The sequence below is a fragment of the Micromonospora sp. NBS 11-29 genome (assembly GCF_002140155.1).
Lineage (GTDB): Bacteria > Actinomycetota > Actinomycetes > Mycobacteriales > Micromonosporaceae > Micromonospora.
Genome location: NZ_NAPR01000022.1, coordinates 93,699 through 116,786, shown reverse-complemented (window position 1 = coordinate 116,786; position 23,088 = coordinate 93,699). Strand labels below are relative to the sequence as shown.

10 protein-coding genes and 2 pseudogenes are annotated in these 23,088 nt (G+C 74.2%); 3 read left to right on the top strand and 9 right to left on the bottom strand.

The window, feature by feature from the left end; translation table 11 throughout:
- Nucleotides 1-147: 147 nt before the first annotated feature.
- The 9 genes from B1205_RS24205 to B1205_RS24165 all read right to left on the bottom strand — a co-directional run bounded on the left by B1205_RS24205 (nt 148) and on the right by B1205_RS24165 (nt 12,618).
- Nucleotides 148-1,416 carry a helix-turn-helix transcriptional regulator gene (locus B1205_RS24205; protein ID WP_140158131.1) on the bottom strand — a complete coding sequence of 423 codons (1,269 nt, stop codon included), beginning with the start codon at nt 1,414-1,416 and terminating at the stop codon, nt 148-150.
- 222 nt (nt 1,417-1,638) lie between these two features.
- The gene (rubN8, locus tag B1205_RS24200) at nt 1,639-2,946 is read right to left on the bottom strand and encodes an amino sugar nitrososynthase RubN8 (protein ID WP_089157701.1); all 1,308 of its coding nucleotides are present in this window, start codon (nt 2,944-2,946) and stop codon (nt 1,639-1,641) included.
- Nucleotides 2,947-2,961: 15 nt separating this feature from the next.
- Entirely contained in the window at nt 2,962-4,197 is a 1,236-nt protein-coding gene (locus tag B1205_RS24195; protein WP_176308775.1) for a class I SAM-dependent methyltransferase, read from the bottom strand.
- Nucleotides 4,198-4,225: 28 nt separating this feature from the next.
- Complete coding sequence (locus B1205_RS24190) at nt 4,226-5,347, bottom strand: DegT/DnrJ/EryC1/StrS family aminotransferase (RefSeq protein WP_089157700.1); 1,122 nt, start codon at nt 5,345-5,347, stop codon at nt 4,226-4,228.
- Nucleotides 5,344-6,141 (bottom strand): thioesterase II family protein, encoded by a 798-nt coding sequence (locus B1205_RS24185; protein WP_089157699.1) that lies wholly within the window; start codon nt 6,139-6,141, stop codon nt 5,344-5,346. Before B1205_RS24185 ends, B1205_RS24190 begins: the two co-directional genes overlap by 4 nt.
- A gap of 5 nt (nt 6,142-6,146) precedes the next feature.
- Nucleotides 6,147-6,602: a type II 3-dehydroquinate dehydratase gene (locus tag B1205_RS24180; RefSeq protein ID WP_089157698.1), complete on the bottom strand. Its 456-nt coding sequence runs from the start codon at nt 6,600-6,602 to the stop codon at nt 6,147-6,149.
- 90 nt (nt 6,603-6,692) lie between these two features.
- Complete coding sequence (gene fabG / locus B1205_RS24175) at nt 6,693-7,442, bottom strand: 3-oxoacyl-ACP reductase FabG (protein ID WP_089157697.1); 750 nt, start codon at nt 7,440-7,442, stop codon at nt 6,693-6,695.
- A complete protein-coding gene (locus tag B1205_RS24170; RefSeq protein WP_089157696.1) occupies nt 7,439-8,668 on the bottom strand; it encodes a cytochrome P450 in 1,230 nt (409 codons plus the stop codon). The genes fabG and B1205_RS24170 overlap by 4 nt, the downstream gene beginning before the upstream one ends.
- Nucleotides 8,665-12,618, bottom strand: a complete 3,954-nt coding sequence (locus tag B1205_RS24165; RefSeq protein WP_176308774.1) for an amino acid adenylation domain-containing protein — start codon at nt 12,616-12,618, stop codon at nt 8,665-8,667. The genes B1205_RS24170 and B1205_RS24165 overlap by 4 nt, the downstream gene beginning before the upstream one ends.
- A 210-nt stretch (nt 12,619-12,828) precedes the next feature.
- On the opposite strand from B1205_RS24165, the gene mhpA reads away from it, so the two are divergent.
- The 3 genes and pseudogenes from mhpA to B1205_RS33585 form a co-directional block, all read left to right on the top strand.
- Nucleotides 12,829-14,370 (top strand): bifunctional 3-(3-hydroxy-phenyl)propionate/3-hydroxycinnamic acid hydroxylase MhpA, encoded by a 1,542-nt coding sequence (gene mhpA, locus B1205_RS24160; RefSeq protein WP_089157761.1) that lies wholly within the window; start codon nt 12,829-12,831, stop codon nt 14,368-14,370.
- 95 nt (nt 14,371-14,465) lie between these two features.
- Nucleotides 14,466-22,125: pseudogene (locus tag B1205_RS33590) on the top strand (SDR family NAD(P)-dependent oxidoreductase); the annotation flags it as partial.
- Nucleotides 22,102-22,611: pseudogene (locus B1205_RS33585) on the top strand (polyketide synthase dehydratase domain-containing protein); the annotation flags it as partial. The pseudogenes B1205_RS33590 and B1205_RS33585, both read left to right, overlap by 24 nt.
- Nucleotides 22,612-23,088 lie beyond the last annotated feature (477 nt).

Below are 23,088 nucleotides of genomic sequence, written 5' to 3'. Positions count from 1 at the left end.
CGCCACCAGGGGCAGGCATCACCCACATGAGTAGTCCGGGTGGAATTTGCTACCGGGCGCGCACGACCGTGGAATCGGCCGGCGGCTCCGGCATTTCCGTCGGTACGGGGAAATTGTGCGCGTCCACCGGCTCGGGGCGTACCGCGGCTACGTCGCGCTCGATCCGGTCGCGGCGCGGTCGTGGGCCTGACCGGGACCCACCCGGCCGGCGGGCGGCGGCGAGCTGCCGTTGCGGGCTGCCGCGCCGAGCTGCTTCCACCGCAGCGCCAGCTCGATGCGGGACTTGGTCCCGATCTTCTGGAAGATCTTGCGGAGGTGGAAGGCGACGGTGTGCCGGGACAGGAACATCCGGTCGGCCACCTCGGGGTTGGTGAGGCCCCCGGCGACCAGCTCGGCCACCGCGTACTCGGTGTCCGTCAGGATCGGGATCCGGCTGGGCGGCCAGTAGCCGGGTGCGGCCATGACGATGTCGTGGCCCCGCAACTTGCTGCGCACCCGCGACGAGTCGCGCGGCGATCCCGCGACGTCGTAGTACCGCATCGCCAGCTCGTAGTGCGAGCGCACCCGGCCGCACTCACCGCCGCCGGTGCCGAGCAGATTGCCGATGTCCTCGTTGGCCGAAGCGCGTGCCCAGGGGTCGCGGTAGGTCGCCGCGGCCTGCTCCAACTGGTGCGGGTCCCGATCGACCAGCCCGTCGACGTGCAGGGCGGCCGCCCGGATCGCGTCGATGCCGGGATTCTCGGCGGCGAGCGCCGCGGCGTGCTGCCGCCCGCGGACCGCCGTCTTCCGATCGTCCGCCCGCAACAACATGCGGACGAGGAAGGAGGCCGACGTGGGCTCGGAGAGCAGCAGGCTCCGCGTCGACACCGCGGACTCCAGCAGTTGGCGGGCGAGCGGCACGGCTGCGTCCCGGCCCTTGTCCGCCTCGGTGACCTGCACGATGAGCCAGGCGGGTGAGTTCCACGGAAGGACGTCCCGGCCGAAGAGCACGTCCTCCTTGAGCTGGTCGGCGTGCTGGGACATCGTGACCAGCTCGCCGCGCCGCAGGGCGGTGACCGCCCGTACGACGTTGCCGACCCCCGCCCACGACAGCAGGCGGAGGTCGTCGGCCAGTCTCATGCCCTGGTCGCACAGCTCCGTGGCGTCGGCGGTCCGTCCCTCGCACAGCGCGATCCGGGCGTTCACCACGGCCGCGATCGCGTCGATGACGGGGTCCTGCACGGCCGCCGCGGACCGGCGGACCACGCGGCGTGCCAGGTCGAGGCGCCGGACGTTGGCCAGCAGGAGCGCGAGTTGCATGCCCGCCAGCGACGGACACCAGGGCGTGCCCTGCTCGCACCGGGCCGTCGCGGCCGCCTTGGCGACGGAGAGTACGGAAAGGACGTCGCCGCCGCGCCACACGGACGCCGCCGTCATCAGGATCTCGAGGTTGATGCAGTCGTGAGCGGGCGTGCACGCTTGTGGCGGAAAACCCAACTCACACAATTCGATCCCCCGTGTCATCGGCATCTTATGACGGTTCGCCATTGAGCGTGAGTGGTGTCCGCGCATTTGTCAGATTTGTTTCCCTACTGTCATCTATAAGACGCTTGTCAATTGTGAGGCTTGTCGCCGATGATACAGGACGGCCCTGTGCTGTCAATCGGGTCGATCTTGGGCGGCCGGCCGCGTCGCCCGTACGCTGACGTAGTTGTTGTCGTGCTCCAGGCCCAGCGTCTGCGCGCTCAGGTAGTCGACCCCGTCGACGTACGTGTACGGCTGCATGAACCGGCCGGCTCGCACGTCGCGGTACATCCGGGCCAGCGGGTGCTCCGCCACGTACGTGGCCCCGCCGACGACGGTGATGCAGTCGTCCACCACCTCGGCGGCGAGCTGGTTGACGATGATCTTGGCGCACTGGAACGGGGTCATCATCCGGCGACCGCGCTCGTCCGGGTCCATGTCGTGACGCGGCGACAGTTCGTCGACGTTGACCAGCGCGGCCGCCGCGGTGGCCCGGAGCGCGTACAGCCGCGCCTCGATGTCGGTGAACAGGGTGCGCGACGCCGCCGGGGGAGGGGCCGCCCGCCGCGCGACCGTGCTCACCGCGACGTCGCGGGCGGCCTGGGCGACGCCGGCGTAGATGCCCAGCATGGCGATGGAGCTGACCGCCTGCCCGGCGAGACCCGCGTCGCTGTGCGCGCCGACGCTGCCCCGCTCCAGCACGTCGGTGGCGGGCACCGGGCAGTCGTCGAACGCCACGTCGAGCGTGCCGGACGCCCGCATCCCGAGGCCGCTCCAACCATCCACGATGGACAGGCCGGGGGTGTCCCGGGCCACGATCGGGGCGTACAGCAGCGTCGGACCCCCGTCCACCGGAGCCTGGGCGGACACCACGAAGTGCGTGCCGATCGGCGCCATCGTCACCAGCATCTTGCGCCCCGACAGCAGCCAGCCCCCGGTGCCGTCGGGACGCAGCCGGGTGACGTCCCGTCCGTGGTCCTTGACCGCGCCGCAGATCACGGCCTCGCCGCGGGCCATCGCGCGGAGCAGCCGCTCGGCCAGTTCCTGGGTCGGCTTCGGGCCGTACCGCCACTCGTAGGTCAGCGTGATCCCCCGACTGAACTGGGCGTGCAGGGCCAGGGCGGTCGAGGCGTCCGCCTCGGCGACCCGCGCCAGCGCGACCGCCACGTCGTACAGGCGGCTGACCCCCATCCCGCCCAGCTCGGTGGGCACGGTCGCGCCCAGCACCCCGTCCCGGGCGAAGCCGCGGAACGTCTCGACCGGGAAGACGCCGTCCCGGTCGTTCGGCATCGCCTCGGCCCTGATCCGGGGCAGGTGCCGCGCCAGAACGGCCAGCAGCTCCCGGCCCGGGTCGGTGGTCGCGGTGACCAGTTCGCCGGGTGACGTCGCCGTCGGTGGCGCGTCCGGTTCCGCCTCGACGACCGCGGCGTCCTTCTCAGGCATGGCTTCCTCGATTCCTCAGCTCACCCGGACGGTCGGCACGTAGCTGATCCATTTGCCGCCGGAGCGCCGGAACTCCTGCTCGTTCGCCATGATCTCGTCGGCGTGGTTCCACGCGAACAGCAGCGCGTAGTCCGGGTACGGGTCGCGGAACGCGGCCGGCGGGCGTACCGGAATGTGTTTGCCGGGCGTCACCCGGTGCTGCTTGGCGGGCGTGCTGTCACTCACGAAGGAGACGAGTTCGGGCCCGATGTCGCAGAAGTTGGTGACGGTGGCGCTCTTCGCCGTCGCACCGTAGGCGACCACGCGGGCGCCCTCGGCGCGCAGCCGCCGCAGCAGTGCCACCAGGTCGTCGCGGATGCGCATGACGTCGGCCGCGAAGCCGCGCAGGGTCTCCAGGCGGGACAGCCCGGCGGCGTCCTCCTCGGCCAGCAGGGCGGCGACCGCGGGGGTGGGCGTGCGCCTCCCGGCCCGGGCGAGCGTGTACCGGACCTCGCCGCCGTGCACCGGCAGCCGTTCCACGTCGACGAGCTCGAACCCGTGGTGCGCGGCCATGGTCTGCACCGAGTGGGCGCTGAACAGGAAGAAGTGCTCGTCGTAGATCTGGTCGAACGACGTCTTCGCCACCACGTCACCGAGGTAGGGATCCTCGAACACGAACACGCCGTCGGGCGCCAGCAACGCGTCCACGCCGCGGAAGATCGAGTCCGGGTACGGGATGTGGCACATGGTGTTCGCGGCGTAGACGACCTGGGCCGGTCCCTCCTCCGCGCGGACCTGCGCCGCCGTCGAGTCCTCGAAGAACGCGGTGCGCACCCGCACGCCCACGGCCCGGGCCGCCTCGGCCACCGCCCCGGAGGGCTCGAAGCCGAGATGGCGTACGCCGGCCTCGCGGATGGTGCCCAGCATGACACCGTCGTTGCAGCCCATCTCGACGATGAACGCCTCCGGGCCGGACAGCTCGGTGGCGAGGAACCGCCGCGCCACGTCCGCGAAGTGCGCGCGCATCACCGACGACCCGGACGAGTGGTACGGGTAGTCCTGGTGGAACATCCGCTCCCGCGGCACCTCCTCGGTGAGCTGCACCATCGTGCACTTCTCGCACTGCCCGACCGCGAGCCGGTAGAAGAACTCCTCGGTGTCGTCGTCCGGCGCCCGGAACGCGTCGGACAGCGGCTGACGGCCGAGGTCGAGGAACTCGTGGACGTTTCCTTCGCACACCCGGCAGACGGCGGGCGCCAGTTCACGCGGCATTGCATTCCCTTCGTACGGATGGGTTGTCTCAGAGACCGGTCAGCACGTCACGAAGGGCCCGGATCACGGTCTGCTGCCGCTCGGCCGACAGCGACGGGTACATCGGCAGCGAGAACACCTCGCCGGCCAGCTTCTCGGTGACCGGCAACGAGCCCTTGGCGTAGCCGAGGTGCGCGAATCCGGCCATCGTGTGCACCGGCCAGGGGTAGCTGATGTTGAGCGCGACGTCGTACGCGCGAAGTCGCTCGATGATCTCGTCGCGCCGGGGGTGCCGGACCACGTACAGGTAGTAGACGTGCTCGTTGCCGGGCGACACCGACGGCAGCACCAGCCCGCCGGGCCCGGCGAGGTCCGCCAGCGCCTCGGTGTAGCGCCGCGCGACCTCCCGGCGCCCCGCGACGTACGCGTCGAGCCGGCGCAGCTTGCCGCGCAGGATCTCGGCCTGGACCTCGTCGAGGCGGCTGTTGTGCCCGGGGACCCGCTCGACGTAGTAGCGGTCCTCCATGCCGTAGTAGCGCAGCCGCCGCATGTTCTGGTCGACGTGCTCGTCGTCGGTGACGACGGCGCCGCCGTCGCCGTACGCGCCGAGCACCTTCGTGGGATAGAACGAGAACGCGGCGGCGTCGCCCAGGGTGCCGGCCAGCCGGCCGTGGTGGCGTGCGCCGTGTGACTGGGCGCAGTCCTCCAGGACCGCCAGCCCGTGCTGCTCGCCCAGCCGGCGCAGTGGCGCCATGTCGACGCACTGGCCGTAGAGGTGCACGGGGACCAGCGCCCGGGTGCGCGGGGTGAGCACGGCCGCGAGCTGGTCGGTGTCCATCAGGAAGTCGTCCTCGCGCACGTCGACGAAGACCGGCTTCGCGCCCGTACCGTCGATCGCGACTACGGTCGGCGCGGCGGTGTTGGCGACCGTGACCACCTCGTCGCCGGGACCCACCCCGAGCGCCTGCAACGCCAGCTTGATCGCGTTGGTGCCGTTGTCGACGCCGGAGCAGTGGGCGACGCCGTGGTACGCCGCGAACTCCGCCTCGAACCCGGCCACGCTCGGCCCCAGGATCAGCTGGCCGGACTCGAACACCCGCGCCACCGCGGCGAGGACCTCCTCGCGTTCGTCGTGGTACTCCGGCAGGTAGTCCCATACCCGGATGGTCAACGTCTTCCTCCCTCGTCTGCTTGCGGTCGCGCAGGTCGGTGTGCGGCCAGGAGGCGGCGCCGAAGGAGCTCCGCGACCTCTCCGGTCCGGTCGGACAGGTAGAAGTGGCCGCCGGGCAGCACCTCCAGGTCGGTCGGCCCGGTGGTGTGACCGGCCCAGGCGTGTGCCTCCTCGGCGCTCACCAGCGCGTCCCGGTCGCCGGTGAGCACGGTGACCGGGCAGTCCAGGACGGCCGCCGGGTCGTGCCGGTACGTCTCCACCGCGCGGTAGTCGCCGCGGATGACGGGAAGCACCATCTCCCGGATCTCGGGGTCGTCGAGCGCCGTCGCACCCGGACCGCCGAGCCGGCGGATGTGGGCGAGCATGTCCCCGTCCGAGGAGAGGTGGAACCGGTCGTCCCGGTAGCGGGACGGCGCCCGGCGCCCGGAGGCGAACAGGTGCGACGGCGTGGGCAGCCCGGCGCCGGCCAGCCGCAGCGCGACCTCGTACGCCAGCAACGCGCCCATGCTGTGCCCGAGGAGCGCGAACGGCCGGTCGTCCAGGTGCCGCAACGCGTCGACGATCCGGTCGGCCAGCTCCGGGAGGCTGTCGACGCCCGGCTCGTGGCGGCGGTCCTGCCGGCCCGGGTACTGCACGGCCAGGACGTCGATCGCGGGAGCCAACGCCCGCGCGAGCGGAAAGAAGAAGCTGGCCGAACCGCCCGCGTGCGGCAGGCAGACGAGGGACCAGGTCGCGCTGGCGGCCGGGCGGAAGCGACGCAGCCACGTCTCGAACGGCGCGGACGAGCCCGGCATGGTGGCTAGCTCCGGCGGGCGTGGTCGGGGTGGCACAGCTCCAGCAGCGCCCGGGCCGCCAGGCGGTAGCCGAACGCGCCGAGCCCCACGACCACGCCGCTGGCCAGCGGAGCCAGGACCGACTCGTGACGGAACCGCTCGCGCGCCCAGACGTTGCTCAGGTGCACCTCGATCCACGGCGCGGGGTAGGCGGCGAGCGCGTCGCGCAGGCTCCACCCGGCCATCATCAACGCGCCAGGGTTCACGATCGCCCCGACGGTCGACCGGCGGTGCGCGTGCACCGTGCGCACCAGGCCCCCCTCGCAGTCGTCCTGGACCGGGACGACCTGCCAGCCGGCCCCGGCCACCTCGTCCGCGACGGACCTCGCGATGTCGTCCACGGTGTGATGGCCGTAGATCTCCGGCTCGCGGTCGCCGAGGATCCCGAGATTGGGCCCGTTGAGCAGCAGCACAGTGGACACGGGGGCGGCCTCCTCTCTGGTAGCCATGCTGGTGGAGCACCCGGTGGGCGGACAACTACCCGGCTTGACAGTGTTCGACGGACGCGCCGGTCAGCGGACCGGTCCACCGGCGACGTGGATGATCTGGCCGGACACGTACGACGCCCGGTCGCCGACGAGGAAGGCCACCACGTCGGCGACGTCCTCGGGCCGACCGACGCGGCGCAGCGGAATCGTCGCCGCCACCTGCGCCTGGTGCTCCTCGACCGTACGGCCGGCCTGGGCGGCCAGGGCCGCGGTCATCTCGGTGGCCACATAGCCGGGCGCCACGGCGTTGACCGTGACGTTCAGCGGCCCCAGCTCCAGGGCCAGCGTCCTGGTCAGGCCCTCGACGCCGGCCTTGGCCGCCGAGTAGTTGGCCTGGCCGACGTTGCCGGCCGCGGCGATGCTGGACAGGTTCACCACGCGGCCCCAGCCGAGCTTGGCCATGTGCTCGGCGACCGCGTGGGTCATCAGGAACGTGCCGCGCAGGTTCACGTTGATGACCAGGTCCCAGTCGGTCGGCGAGAGGTAGAAGAGCAGGTTGTCCCGGGTGATGCCGGCGTTGTTGACCAGGATGCCGGGCACCCCCAGCCGGTCGACCACCTCGTCGACCGCACCGCGCACCGAGTCGGCGTCGCTGACGTCGACCCCGACCGCCGTGGCCCGACCGCCGGCCCGGACCAGGCGGGCGGCCGCGCTCTCGGCGGCCATCGGGTCGATGTCGAGGACGGCGACGTCGATGCCGTCCTCGACCAGCCGGGCGGCCACCGCGGCGCCGATGCCCCGGGCCGACCCGGTGACGATGGCGACGCGGTTCATGCCCGCTCGGGCGTCAGCGCGACCGGCAGGTGACTCATGCCGTTCAGGACGTTCGAGTAGATCCACTTCTCGGGTCCGGTCTGCTCGGCGGACGACACGAGCGTCCGCAGCGAGTCGAGCACCTCCTCCACCTCGAGCCGGGCCAGCGTGTGCCCGAGGCAGATGTGCGTGCCGAAGGCGAAGGTGAGGTGCTTGTTCGGCCGACGGTCGAGCCGGAAGCGGTCCGGGTCTCCGAACGCCTCGGGATCCCGGTTGGTCGACGAGATCCAGATGGTGGCGATGTCGCCCTTCTTGACCGGCTGGCCGCCGACCGTGGTGTCGCCGGTGACCTTACGTCCGCTGTGGATCGCCGGCACACTCCAGCGCAGGACCTCGTTGGCGGCGGTGTCGAGGCCGACGGTGCCCTCCTTGAGCGCGCGCCACTGGTCCGGCCACTCGATCAGCGCCTGGAGCCCACCGGAGATGGCGTGCCGGCCGGTCTCGTCCCCGCCGATCATCAACCCGTAGCAGTTCGACATCAGGTCGGCGTCGCCGAGTCGCTCACCGCCGATGTGGCAGTTGGCCAGCAGGCTGACCACGTCGTCGGAGTCGCTGTCGCGCCGGGTCTGGGCCAGGTCGGCGAAGTAGAGCAGGATCTCGCTCTTGGCCTGCCAGCTCTCCTCCGGCGGGGCGCCGGCGTAGTCGGAGCTGAACGCGCGCGAGGTGAGCCCCAGCAGGTACCGCCGGTCCGACTCGGGCACGTCCATCAGACCGCAGATGGCGCCGAGCGGAATGTTCGCCGCGACGTCGTGGACGAAGTCGCACTCGCCCTTCTCGACCGCCGCCGTGATGAGGTCGTCGATCGTCCGCCGGATCGCCTCCCGGATGCTCTTGAGCCGGCGGGGGGAGAACGCCGCGTTCAGCACGTTGCGCAACTGGGTGTGCCGGTCGCCGTCGGTCACCGCGAGCATCGAACCGGCCGCCGAGTCGCCCCCGGTGAGGAGCGTCTCCAGCATGTTGCCACCCTCGGTGGTGTAGTTCTTCCGGTCGCGGTAGATCTCCATGGCGTCCGCGTAGCGGGTGAAGACCCAGAAGCCGGGGCGGTCGCCCGTCGGCGGATGCCAGTAGTGCGGCCGTTGTTCGCGGAGCGTGCGCCAGACCTCGGAGAGTTCGTTCTCGGCGTGCAGCACCGGGTCGGTGAGGTCCAGCGAGGCGACGTCCTCGGGACTGACGGTGGGGCGGGTCATCGGCGGCCTTCCTCGGGCGGGGACTGCGCGGGCGGGGACGGCAGCGACGTCGCCACCGCGGCGAGGGCGCCGACCGTGGGGTTCTTCACGATCTCCTTGGGCGAGAGGGCCAGGCCCGCCTCGCGGGCACGCCGGATCAGCGAGATGGCGAGCATGCTGTCGCCACCGAGCGCGAAGAAGTTGCTGCCGACGCCCACCTCGCCGTCGACACCCAGCAGTTCACGGAAGAGGTCGGCCAGCACCCGCTCGGACCGGGTCGCGGGGGTCTGGTCCGGCGGGACGACACTCTCGTGCTCGGCCGCCTCCGGGAGCGCGGTCGGGTCGAGCTTGCCGTTGCGGGTCACCGGCAGCGCGTCGACGAGGACGTACCGGGTGGGGGTCATGTGCTCCGGCAGCCGGCTCGCGGCGTGCTCGCGGAGGTCGTCCGGGGTGGGCGTCGCGGTCCGGGCCGGCACGACCCAGGCGACCAGCCGGGCCCGGCGGTCGCCGTCCTCCCGTACGCCGACCACGGCGCGGGCGACCGCCGGCAGTTCCTCGAGCACTGCGGCGACCTCGCGCGGCTCGATCCGGAAACCGCGCAGCTTGACCTGGTCGTCGGCCCGGCCGTGGAAGTCGAGGTTCCCGTCGCCGCGCCAGGAGGCGATGTCGCCGGTGCGGTACATCCGGCTGCCGGGTGGGCCGAACGGATCCGCCACGAACCGTTCCGCGGTCGGTCCGGGCCGGTCGACGTAGCCGTGGGCCACGCCCGGGCCCGCCACGTAGAGCTCGCCCCGGAACCCCGGCGGCACCGGCTGCAGGCCCGCGCCCAGCACGTAGACGCGGGCACCGGCGACGGGCCGCCCGATCGGGGGTCGACCACCGCCGGTGAGCGGGCGGCTCTGGGTGGCACAGACGGTGACCTCGGTGGGCCCGTAGGCGTTGACCATCCGCCGGTCCTTCGACCACCGCGCCGCCAACTCGGCCGGACACTCCTCGCCGGCGCTGATCAGGCCGCGGAGCCCGGGCACCGCCTCCGGATCGACGCTGGACAGGGCAACCGGCGGGAGGATCGCGTGGGTGATCCGCCGTTCACGCAGGACCGCCGTCAGGGTGTCGCCGGCCAGCGGCCCCGGCGGCGGTACGACCAGCGTCGCGCCCGCGGTGAACGCGCCCACCAGCTCGGCGACGAACGCGTCGAAGCTGGGCGAGGCGAACTGGAGCAGCCGGGAGGTGCCGTCCAGCATCAGGCCCTCGCGCTTGGTGGCGGCCAGGTTCGCGAGCCCGGTGTGGGTGACCGCGACCCCCTTGGGCCGGCCGGTCGTGCCGGAGGTGTAGATGATGTACGCCGTGTCGGTCAGCCGGGGCGCGACCCGGGGGAGTTCGCCGGTCCGTTCGGGGGCCACCGGCGCGTCCAGCAGAACGCGCGGCCAGGGACGGGTCAGCGGCAGGTCGGAGCTGGTCGCACAGACCACCGCCAGGGGGTCGCAGTCCGCGAGCATGTCCGCGATCCGCTCGGCGGGGTAGCCCGGGTCGACCGGGACGAACGCGGCGCCGGTCCGTACGGTCGCCAGCAGCGCGACGATCAGGTCCAGCGAGCGGGGCAGCGCCAGGGCGATCCGGGTGCCCGGCGCCGCGCCGGTCGCGGCGAGTGTCGCCGCCAGGTGCCCGGCACGTTGGTCGAGCTCGGCGTAGGAGACGGCGACGCCGTCCTCCTCCGCAGCCGGACGCCCGCCGTGGGCGGCCACCGCGCGTTCCCACATCCGGCCCAGCGTCGCGGCGGGCTCCGCCTCCCGGACCGCGTTCCACTCCCGCAGCACCCGCCGGCGGGTGGCGGCGTCCAGGAGGTCCAGTCGGGCGAGCGGCTGCCCGGGCGCGTCGTGGAACGCCCGGAGCAGGCGTTCGAACATGTCCAGGATCCGCCCGGCGGGTTCGTCGCCGATCCGCTCCGGGTCGGCGACCAGCGTCAGGGCGAGGGCGTCACCGGCCCGGTCCACCCGGAGTTCGACCACGGGCGGCCGGTCCGGGTCGGGCCGCGGCTGCCCGGGTCGGGCGATGCTGAGCACGGTGTCGAAGAGCGAACCGTAGGCGTCGTCGAGCACGGCGTGCCCCCGCGGTCCGAGCCGGTCGTGTTCGGCCGTTGCGGCCAGGGCCGGCCCGATCCGGTCCGCGACCGCGCGGAACGAGTCGTCGGGCCCGACGGCCACCAGCACCGGCCGGACGCCGGCCCCGCCGTCGCCTCCCCGGGTGCCGTAGACCACCGGGGAACCGGCTCCCAGCGAGTGCAGCAGGATCGCCCACGCGGCGTGCAGGACCTCGTCGGTCGCCGCCACCCCCAGCCGCCGTTCCTGCCGGGAGGCGCCGGTCGTGGCGGCGCCGAGCATGTCCCGCAGCCGGGCGGGCCGGTCGACGCCGGCCAGCGCGGACTGCCAGTGCCGGGCGTTGCGCGCCTGCCGACGCAGCAGGCCGCGATCCGGCTTCGCCGATCCCAGCAGGGGAAGCTCGGGTCGGACCTCGACCTCGACCGGGACGTGGCTGTCGCCGAGCGTCTCCGCGACGTACGCCCGGAGGGCCTCCGGCCGGGGTGCGCGCCCGGCCGCCGGTGTCACCACGGCGTGGACCAGCGCGACGCGGTCGTCGTCCTCGATGCCGAAGACCGCGGCTTGGGCCACGTCCTCGTGTTCGAGCAGCGCGCGCTCCACCGCCTCCGGGTGGATGCGGACGCCGTGGGCCTTTAGGACACCGTCGAGCCGGCCCTCCCAGGTGAGGTAACCCGCTTCGTCGAGCCGGCCGACGTCGCCGGTGTGCACCCATCCGTCGCGGACGGTGCGGGCGGTCTGCTCCGGGTCGTTCCAGTAGTGGCTCATCATCCAGCGCCCTGCCACGCAGATCTCGCCGGATTCGCCGGTCGGGAGGATCCGGACGTGGTCCTGCGGGTCACGGATGGTGATCCGTACGTTGGCCGGGGGCCGCCCGACGGTGCGGCGCAGGTCGGGATCCGTGTGGTCCTGCGGGGTGAGCAGGCTGATCAGACCGGTCTCGCTGCTGCCGTACACCTGGAACAGCACCGGGCCCAGGGCCTTGGCGGCGGCGGCCAGCCGGTCCGGCGCGGCCGGGCTGCCGGTGTAGAACACCTCGCGCAGGCTGCTGACGTCGACGTCGTCGAACGCGGGATGCTCGGTGAGGGCGTACACCTGCGGTGAGGCGAGGACCATCCGGTTGACCCGGTGCCGCTCGACGGCCCGGAGCACCGCCTCGGCGTCGAACCCGTCGTGCAGGACGACGCTGCCGCCGGCGATGATCGCGTCGTCGGCGGAGAAGCCGCTGGAGTGGGTCAGCGCGCCGTTGATCAGACAGACCGCCGGCTGGCCGGCGGCCGCCGCGGCGGCCATCTCGTTCTTGACGGCGAACGACCAGCTCACGCCCTTGGGTCGGCCCGACGAGCCGCTCGTGAAGGTGACCACGGCGGTCTCCGGCCGTTGGGCGGTGTCGTCGTCGAACGGCGGGTCGGCCGGCTGGGTCATGTCCAGGACGTCCGGGCCGAACCGGCCGGGCGCGGTGATCGCGAAGTCCGATCCGGTCGCGGCGCGCAGGGCGCGGGCGCGGTCGAGGTTGTCCGCGTCGACCGCGACCACCACCGGCCGCAGGTCGGCCAGGATCTCCGCCTGGATCCGGACCCCCAGATCGTCCCGTGGATCGGCGGCGTTGACGCCGCGCAGGTGGACCACCGTCCCGCCGACGAGGTTCACCGCGTACCGGTAGACCAGGGTGGCCGGCGTGTTCGGGTTGGTCAGCACGGCGACCTTGGCGCCCGGGCGGACACCGGCGCGGCGCATCCACGCGGCCGTCGTCCGGGTCGCGTCGGCGAGGCGGGCGGCCGAGAACGGCTCGTCCCCGAGGAACACGACGGCGGCGGCAGGATCGGCGTCGAGCCGGCCGAGGATCTGGCGAACGTAGTGCTCATACCACCGCAACGGGGAATCTCCAATGCAGCTCGCGAACGCGGCCGACAGATGGGGCCTCGGCCACGGTAGGTGGCGGGCCGACCGGCCCGGATCCCTCGCGTTGACAGTGGTCGCCGGTGCGGGGCCACGGCCGGAGCCGTCAGGGTGAGCGATGACGGCCCCGCGCGCCGGACGGATACGGTCGCGCAGCCGCCACCGGTCGAGCAGGAGGCCGTTTCCGTGACTTCTCCATCCCCACCGTCCGACGTCGTCGTGGTCGGCTGTGGACCCAGCGGCGCCGTGCTCGCCGCCCTGCTCGCCCGCCGGGGCCGGCGGGTCACCGTCGTCGAGCGGCATCCGGAGGTCTTCGGGCTGCCGCGGGCCACCAGCTTCGACGGGGAGACCGCCCGGCTGCTGGCGGCGGCGGGCGTCGGCGCCGGCCTGCCCGGGATATCGGTGCCCGCCACCGGCTACCAGTGGCGCGGCGCGGACGGGCAGGTGTTGCTGGACATCGGCTTCAGCGAGACCGGGCGGTACGGGTGGCCGGACGCCAACACGATGCACCAGCCCGCGCTGGAGCGGTTGCTCGGCGCCGCGCTGGCGGCCCAGCCGGGGGTCGAGGTCCGGCGGGGTCTGACCGTGGTCGACCTCAGCCAGACCGAGGACGGCGTCACCGTGGTGGCCGAGGACCGGGCCGGCGTCACCCACACCTTCCACGCCGGCTGGGTGGTCGGCTGCGACGGAGCCAACAGCGTCGTCCGCGAGCTGGCCGCCGTACCAATGGCCGACCTGGGCTTCTCCTTCGAGTGGCTGTTGTGCGACGTCGCGCTGCACGAGCCCCGGGAGTTCGCGCCGACCAACATCCAGCTGTGCGACCCGGCCCGGCCCACGACGCTGGTGGGCAGCGGACCCGACCGCCGGCGCTGGGAGTTCATGTGCCTGCCGGGGGAGTCCGCCGCGGAACTGGACAACGTCGAGGCCGCGTGGCGGCTGTTGGCGCCGCACGGCGTCACCCCCCGGACGGCGACGCTGCTGCGCAGCGGGGTCTACCGGTCGCACGCCCGGTGGGCGCAGCAGTGGCGGCAGGGCCGGGTGCTCCTCGCCGGGGACGCGGCCCACCTGATGCCGCCGTTCGCCGGGCAGGGCATGTGCTCGGGCATCCGCGACGTCAGCAACCTGGCCTGGAAACTGGACCTGGTCCTCGACGGCCGCGCGGACGAGCGGCTGCTGGACAGTTACACGCTCGAACGGCGCGGCCACACCCGGGAGGCGGTGCTCGCCTCGGTCAAGCTGGGCCGGGTCATCTGCGTGACCGATCCGGCCGCCGCCGCCGACCGCGACGCGGCCATCCGGGCCAACGGTGGGGGCCGCCGGACGACGCCCCCGGAGGCGACGCGGCTGACCACCGGAGTGCTGCACCCCGGCGGCGGCGACGTGATCGGCACCGGCCGGATCGCTCGGGACGGGGTCACCGGCCGGTTCGAGGACCTGGTCCCGCCCGGCTTCGTGCTGGTCACCACCGAGGAGCCGGGCGCGTGGGGCGAGGCCCAGCACGCCTTCCTGGCCGAGCTGCGTGCCGCCGTCGTCCACCTCGTGCCCGGCGACCGGGTCGCCGGGCCGGGGCAGGTCCGCGACGTCGACGGCGGCTATCTGTCCTATCTGCGGGACCGGGCAGCGGCGTCCGTGCTGATCCGACCCGACTTCCACGTCTACGGCACCGCCGCCGAGGGCGCGGTCGCCGCGCTCCTCGACGGTCTCCGCGTGCGGCTGCGGACCGGCTGAGGGCCCGCCACCGTCAGGCTGAGGGATCCCGGCCGCCAGGGCCCGCCAATAGCGTCGACGTCGTGAGTACCTCCGAGTCAGACCTCGTCCGGGCACTGCGGGAATCGGTCAAGGAAACGGCCCGGCTGAAGCAGCGCAACGCCCAGCTGCTCGCCGCGGCCTCGGAACCCGTCGCGGTGGTCTCGATCGGGTGCCGTTTCGCCGGCGGCGTCGCCGGGCCGGAGGACTTCTGGCGGGTGGTGTCCGAGGGCGTCGACGTCTACACCCCGTTCCCGGACGACCGGGGCTGGGACCTGGCCAACCTGTACGACCCGGACCCGGACACCCCCGGCACCACGTACGTCGAGCAGGGCGCCTTCCTGCGGGACGCCGCCGAGTTCGACGCCCGCTTCTTCGGCATCTCGCCGCAGGAGGCGACGGCGATGGACCCGCAGCAGCGGCAGCTGCTGGAGGTCTGCTGGGAGACGATCGAACGCGCCGGCATCGACCCGGACAGCCTTCGCGGCACCGTCACCAGCGTCTACGCCGGCATGGTGCACCAGGACTACGCCCCCGACCTGGCCGGCGCGGAGGGCTTCCTCAGCCTCGAACGGGCGCTGGGCAGCGCCGGCGGCATCGCGTCGGGCCGGGTCGCGTACTGCCTCGGGATCGAGGGCGCCGCGGTCACGGTCGACACGATGTGCTCCTCGTCGCTGGTCGCGATCCACCTGGCCAGTCAGGCGCTGCGCCGGGGCGAGTGCACGATGGCGCTGGCCGGTGGTTCGACCGTGATGTCCACGCCGGGCGGATTCGTCGGGTTCGCCCGCCAACGGGGTCTCGCCCGCGACGGCCGGATCAAGTCCTTCGCCGCCGCGGCGGACGGCAGCAGCTGGGCCGAGGGCGTCGGCGTCGTGCTGCTCGAACGCCTCTCCGACGCGCAGGCCAACGGGCACCGGGTACTCGCCGTGATCCGCGGCTCGGCGGTCAACCAGGACGGCGCCTCGAACGGCCTCACCGCCCCGAGCGGGCCCGCGCAGCAGCGCGTCATCCGCGCCGCGCTGGCGGCGTCCGGGCTGTCGCCCGACGACATCGACGCCGTGGAGGCCCACGGCACGGGCACCGTGCTGGGCGACCCGATCGAGGCGCAGGCGCTGCTGTCGACGTACGGCCGCGGTCGTGACCCGAAGCGGCCGCTCCTGCTCGGCTCGGTCAAGTCAGTCCTCGGTCACACCCAGGCCGCGTCGGGCGTGGCGGCGCTGATCAAGACCGTGCTGTCGCTCCGCCACCGCTACCTGCCGGCCACCCTGCACGTCGACGCACCGACCCCGCAGGTCGACTGGTCGCCCGGCACCGTCGAACTGCTGACCGAGGGCCGCGCCTGGCCCGACACCGGGCGCCCGGCCCGCGCCGGCATCTCCTCGTTCGGCGCCAGCGGGACCAACGTCCACATGATCGTGGAGGAGGCGCCCGCCGCCGCCGACCCCGGCCGGGAGGCCACCGCAACCGCGCCGGAGACGGCGCTCCCGTTCGTGGTCACGGCCCGGACCGCGACCGCGCTGGCCGCGCTCGGCCGCCGGCTCGGCGACACCGTGGACGACGCCGTGCCGCTGGGGGATCTCGCCCACGCGCTGGCGACCGGGCGGGCCGTACGGAGCCACCGGGCGGTGGTGGTCGCGACCACCCCCGACGAGCTGCGCGCCGGTCTCAGCCTGGTGGCCGAGGGGCGGACCGGGCCCGGGGTGGTCGCCGGGTCGGCCGGCACGACCGGCCCCGGCAAGGTCGTCTTCGTCTTCCCCGGCCAGGGCACCCAGTGGGTCGGCATGGGCCGCCGGCTGCTGGACACCTCGCCGGTCTTCGCCGCCCGCATCGCCGAGTGCCAGAAGGCGTTCGAGCCGTGGGTCGACTGGTCGCTCGTCGACGTCCTGCGCGGCGAGAGCCCCAACGACCTCGAACGCGTCGACGTCGTGCAACCGGCGTGCTTCGCGGTGATGCTCGGCATGGCGGCGGTCTGGGAGTCGCTCGGCGTGGTCCCGGACGCGGTCGTCGGCCACTCGCAGGGTGAGATCGCGGCCGCCTGCGTCTCGGGCGCGCTCTCCCTGGCCGACGCCGCACAGGTGGTCACGTTGCGCAGCCAGGTGATCGCCGAGCTGATGCCGCCCGGGGGTGGGATGGCGTCGGTCGGGCTGGCCGAGGACGCCGTACGCGAGCTGATCGAGCCGTGGGGTGAGCGGCTGCAGGTGGCGGCGCTCAACGGGCCCACGTCGGTGGTGGTCGCCGGCGAGGGCGCCGCGCTGGACGAACTCGCCGCGCGGCTGGCGGACGGCGACGTCCGGTTCCGCCGGGTCCCGGTCGACTACGCCTCGCACAGCCACTTCGTGGAGACCATCCGGCCGGCCCTGCTGGCCGACCTCGCGGCCGTGACGTCCACGGCGCCGCGGATCCCGTTCCGCTCGACGGTCGAGCCCGGCCGTTCCGACGACGAGGCGCTCGACGCCGGGTACTGGTACCGCAACCTGCGTCAACCGGTGCTCTTCGACCCGGCCGTGCGGGCCCTGATCGCCGACGACCACCGGGTCTTCATCGAGCTGGGCGCGCACCCGGTGCTGGTGCCGTCGATCACCGGGATCGCGGCCGAGCTGGACGCCGACGTCGTCGCGGTCGGGTCGATCCGGCGGGACGCGGACGTGTCCGCCCGACTGGCCGCCTCGGCCGCCGAGCTGTTCGTCCGGGGCGTACCGGTGACGTGGCGGGCCCTGCTGCCCGAGGGCGCCGGAGCGGTCCGGGTCGAGCTGCCCACCTACCCGTTCGACCACCAGCGGTTCTGGATCNCCCGCTGCTCGGGGCGGTGGTGGAACTTCCGCAGACCAACGGCGTGGTCTGCACCTCCCGGTTGTCGCTGGCGACCCACCCGTGGCTGGCCGGCCACCGGATCCAGGACAACGTGCTGGTTCCCGGCACGGCCTACGTCGACCTGGCGATCCAGGTCGGCGACGAGTTGGGCTACGGCGTGCTCGACGAACTGGTGATCGAGGCGCCGCTGGTGCTCGCGGCGGACGCGGCCGTCAGCCTCCAGGTCGCCGTGGGCGCGCCGGACGCCGCCGGCCGCCGCCGGGTGGAGGTGCACAGCTCCCCGGCCGGCGGCGGGTGGACCCGGCACGCCGTCGGCCTGCTCTCCGACGCGTACGACACGACGGCGGGCAGTGGTGTCGACTTCGCCTCGTGGCCGCCCCCGGGCGCCGTCGCGGAGCCGGTCGACGACTTCTACGAGCGGCTGGCGGAACGCGGCTACCAGTACGGGTCCGCCTTCGCCGGGCTGACCGCCGTGTGGCGGCGCGGTGACGAGGTCTTCGCCGAGGCGGCCCTGCCCGCCGACCAGCGCGACGACGTGGACCGGTTCGGCATCCACCCGGCCCTCTTCGACGCCGCCCTGCACGCGAACGCCTTCCACCGGCGCGCGGACGACCGCAACGTCCTGCCGTTCGCCTGGAACGGGGTCCGGCTGCACGCCGGCGGCGCGGTCGCGCTGCGGGTCCGGGTCGCGCCCTGCGGGCCGGACGCGTTGTCCTTCGACGCCGCCGACGGCACCGGCGCGCCGGTGCTGTCCATGGAGTCCCTGGTCTCGCTCCCGATCACGGACGTGCGTGGACCGGCGGCCGGCCGCGCGCCGGAATCGCTCTGGCAGGTCGACTGGACGCCGCTGACCCTGCCGCCGCTGCCCGAGGCGCCGGCTTACCGGGCCGTCGAGCACGCCGGCGACGTGGTGCGGCTGGCGCTGGCCGACGAGCTCGGCGAGCCCCGTCCGGACGCCGCCGTCCTGGACGTCGTGCCGGTCGACGCGGCCGAGGCCGAGCCGCTGCCGCTGCTGAATCGGGTGCTCGGGGTGGTGCAGGCCTGGCTGGAGGAGCCGGCGCTCGTCCCGGTGCCGCTGGTGGTGCTGACCCACGGCGCGGTCCCGGCCTCGGGCCGCGTCGAGGATCCGGCCGGCGCCGCGGTCTGGGGGCTGGTGCGTTGTGCGCAGGCCGAGCATCCGGACCGGATCGTCCTGGTCGACGTCGAGCCGGGCGGGGACCGCGACCGGGCGGTTGCCGCCGGCCTGGCCGCCGGCGAGGAACGGGTCGCCGTGCGCGCGGACGCCGTCCTGGCCCCCCGGCTGGGACGCGCCGTCCTGACCGGTCCGCCGGCGACGACCGGGTTCGCCGCCGGCGGCACGGTGCTGATCACCGGCGGCACCGGTGTGCTCGGCGCGTTGCTGGCCCGGCACCTGGTGACCGGGCACGGCGTACGGCGGCTGGTCCTGGCCGGCCGCCGCGGCGTCGCGGCCGAGGGGATGGCCGAGCTGGTGGCCGAGCTGGCCGACCTCGGCGCGACGGTCGAGGTGGCCGCGTGCGACGTGACCGACCGGGACGCGCTCGCCGCGCTGCTGGCCGCCGTCGCGGCCGAACACCGGCTCACCGGTGTGGTGCACGCGGCCGGCGTGCTGGACGACGCGGTCGTGACCGGCCTCGACCCGCACCGCCTGGCCCGGGTGTTCGCGCCGAAGGCGGCGGTGCGGCTGCTCGACGAGCTGACCCGGGACGACCCGCCCGAGGTCTTCGCGGTGTTCTCCTCGGCCGCGAGCGTCTTCGGCTCGGCCGGCCAGGGCAACTACGCGGCCGCGAACGCGTACGCCGAGGCGGTCGTGTCCGCACGCGCCGCCGACGGCCTGCCCGCGGTGGCGCTGGCGTGGGGGCTGTGGAGCCCGGCGACCGGGATGACCGGCTCGCTGGCCGACGTCGACCGGACGCGGATGAGCCGTGGTGGCGTCCGCCCGATGTCGACCGACGAGGCGTTGGCCGACTTCGACGCCGGCATCCGCGCCGGCCTGCCGCTGCNGCCGGCGGCGTCGTCCCGCCGTTGTTCCGGTCGCTGGTCCGGCCGGCCCGGCGCACGGCGCTGGCCGGCGCCGACGAACCCGGCGGGGCGCTGGGCCGGCGGCTGGCCGGGCTCACCGCCGAGGAGCAGGCCGAACTGGTCCTCGCGCTGGTGCGTACCGAGATCGCGACCGTGCTCGGCATCGCCGACCTCGACGCCACCTCCGACGACAGCCGGTTCGGCGACATCGGGTTCGACTCGCTGACCGCGGTCGAGTTGCGCAACCGGCTGACCGCGGCGGCCGCGGTCAAGCTGCCGGCCACGCTGATCTTCGACTACCCGACCCCCCGGCAGCTGGCCGCCCACCTCGTCGAGAAGGTGCGGGGGTCGGCCGACACCGCGCCCGCGCCGCGCGCTCCCGAGCGTCCGCTCCCGGCCGCCGACGACCCGGTGGTCATCGTCGGGATGGCGTGCCGCCTGCCGGGCCGGGTCACCACACCGGCCGAGTTCTGGGACCTCGTGGCCGAGGGCCGCGACGGCATGTCCCCGATCCCCGGCGACCGTGGCTGGGACGTGGACCGCCTGCTGGGCACCGACCCCGACGAGGCCGGCACCACCTACGCCCGGCAGGGCGGCTTCCTGCACGACGCCGGCTACTTCGACGCGGCGCTGTTCGGCATCTCGCCGCGCGAGGCGACCGCGATGGACCCGCAGCAACGACTGCTGCTGGAGACCACATGGGAGGCGCTGGAGTCGGCGGGCGTCGACCCGTCGTCGCTGCGCGGCGCGTCGGTCGGCGTCTACACCGGCATGTCCATCCACGACTACCTCGGTGACCTGGCGCGCGTACCGGCCGAGTTCGAGGGTTTCACCACCACGGCGACGGCCGGCAGCGTGGCGTCCGGCCGGGTGTCGTACGTGTTCGGTCTCGAGGGCCCGGCCATGACGGTCGACACCGCCTGCTCGTCCTCCCTGGTGGCGGTGCACCTGGCGGCCCAGGCGCTGCGCCAGGGCGAGTGCGAGATGGCGCTGGCCGGCGGCGTCGCGGTGATGGGCTCACCGGTCGGCCTGACCGGATTCTCGCGGGCCCGGGGGCTGGCCGCCGACGGCCGGATCAAGGCGTTCTCCGCCGCCGCCGACGGAACCGTGCTGTCCGAGGGTGTCGGCGTGGTCGTCCTGGAACGACTGTCCACCGCCCGGCGCAGGGGACACCGGCCGCTCGCCGTCGTGCGTGGTTCCGCGGTCAACCAGGACGGCGCGTCCAACGGCCTGACCGCGCCGAACAGCCTGGCCCAGCAGCGGGTCATCCGGGCCGCCCTGGCCGCGTCCGGCCTCGGTCCGGACGAGGTCGACGCCGTGGAGGCCCACGGCACCGGCACCACGCTCGGTGACCCGAGCGAGGCCCAGGCCCTCCTCGCCACGTACGGCCGTGGCCGACCGGCCGACCGGCCGCTGTGGCTCGGCTCGGTGAAGTCCAACCTCGGGCACACCCAGGCGGCGGCCGGCGTCGCGTCGATCATCAAGATGGTGGAGGCGATCCGGCACGGACAGTTGCCGCCCACGCTCTTCGTCGACGAACCCACGCCGCACGTCGACTGGTCCGAGGGGGCCGTGGCGCTGCTGACCGAGGGTCGGGACTGGCCCGAGGTCGACCGGCCGCGACGGGCCGGGATCTCGTCGTTCGGGATCAGCGGCACGAACGCCCACCTGATCCTGGAACAGGTCACCGAGCCGGTCGCGCCGAAACCGGACCGGGACGACACGCCGATGGTCCTGCCGTTCGTCCTGTCCGCCCAGAGCGCGGCCGCCCTCGCCGGTCAGGTGCACCGGCTGCGGAGCGCCGTCGATCAGGGGACGCCGCTGGCCGGCGCGGCCCGGACGCTCGTCACCGGCCGGTCGCTGCTTTCGCACCGGGCGGTGGTCGCCGCGGCCGACCGGGACGCCCTGCTCGCCGGGCTCGACGCGATCGCGGTCGGTGAGCCCGGTCCGAACGCGGCGCTGGGCGCGGTCACGGCCGGCGTCGGAGCCTCCGTGGTCTTCGTGTTCCCCGGCCAGGGCGCCCAGCGGGCCGGCATGGGCCGCGCCCTGCACCAGCGGTTCCCGGTCTACGCCGCCGCCTTCGACGAGGTGTGCGCGCGGCTCGACGCGCGGCTCGACGGGGCCGTGGACCGGTCCGTGCGGGACGTGGTCCTCGCGGAGCCGGGCGCCGCGGCGGCCGAGGCGCTGCACCGGACCGTCTACACCCAGGCGGCGTTGTTCGCGGTCGAGACGGCGCTGTTCCGGCTGGTCGAGTCGTGGGGCGTACGACCCGCCCTGCTGCTCGGGCACTCGATCGGGGAGATCACCGCGGCGCACGTGGCCGGCATGCTGTCGCTCGACGACGCGGCGACGGTGGTGGCCGCCCGCGGCCGCCTCATGCAGGTGCTGCCGGCCGGCGGGGCGATGGCGGCGGTGGCCGCGACGGAGGAGGAGGTCCGCCCGTTCCTCGGTGGGGACCTCTCGCTCGCCGCGGTGAACGACCCCGGTTCGGTCGTGCTCTCCGGCGACGAGGCCGCGGTGGAAACCGCCGTGCGGGCGCTGCGGGAGCAGGGCCGCAAGGTGCGCCGACTGTCCGTGTCGCACGCGTTCCACTCGGCCCGGATGGACCCGATGCTCGCCGATTTCCGGGCCGCGATCGCGGATGTGGTCTGGCGGCCGGCCCGGATTCCGGTGGTCGCCGCCGACGGGGCCGACCTGACCGACCCCGGTCACTGGGTCGACCACGTACGTCGCACCGTCCGCTTCGCCGACGGCGTCCGCGCCGCACTGGACCGGGGTGGGCGGCTGTTCGTCGAACTCGGGCCGGGCGCCGGCCTGTCCGGTTCGGTCCTGGAGACGGCGTCGCGGTCCGGGTACGAACCGGTGTGCGTGCCCGCGCTGCGGGACGGACAGGCCGAGCCGGAGACCGTGATCGGCGCGCTCGCCGCGCTGTTCGTCCGCGGTGTGCCGGTGGACTGGCAGCCGCTGGTGCCCGCGGAGGTCCCGGCCGCGCCGCTGCCGACCTACGCGTTCGACCGCCGGCACTACTGGCTCACCTCGACCGCCGGCGCGGTGAACGCCGCCGACCTGGGACAGGTCGACGTCGCGCACCCGCTGCTGGCGGCGATCGTGCCCGTGCCGGACACCGGCGGCCTGATCGGCACGGCCCGGCTGTCGCTCACCACCCACCCCTGGCTCGCCGGGCACCGGCTGCACGGGGTGGCGGTGCTGCCGGCCGCCGCGCTCGTCGACCTCGCCGTCCGGGTGGGGGACGAGCGCGGCTGCGGGGCGCTGGGCAGCCTCGTCCTGCGGGCGCCGCTCCCGATCCCGCCCGACACGACCGTCCGGCTGGAGATCGTGGTGGGCGCCGACAACGACGGCCGCCGTCCGTTCACCGTCTACGCCGCGCCCGACGCCGGAACGGCCTGGATCCGCTGCGCGGACGGCACCCTGGAGGCCGGCGCCGTCACCGAGCCGGTGCCGTCCGGGCAGTGGCCGCCGCCCGGCGCGGAGCAGGTCGCCATCGACCCGGAGAGCACCGGACGCGCGGAGCCGACCGGGCTGTGGCGTCGCGGCGAGGACACCTTCGTCGAGGTCGCGCTGGCCGACGAGGCGGAGCCCGACGCGTTCGGACTCGACCCGGCCCTGCTCGACGCGGTGCTCCGGGCGGTGACCGGCCCGGAGGCGGTCGCGACGCCGTGGGAGTCGGTGGCGCTGCACGCCACCGGGGCACGCCGGCTCCGGGCCCACCTGGCCCGACTGGCCGGCGACCGCTGGTCGCTGCGGGCCACCGACGAGACCGGGCGGCCGGTGATCACCGCGCGATCGGTCGGCCGGTCACCGGTCCGGCCCGAGGACATCGGCGCCCAC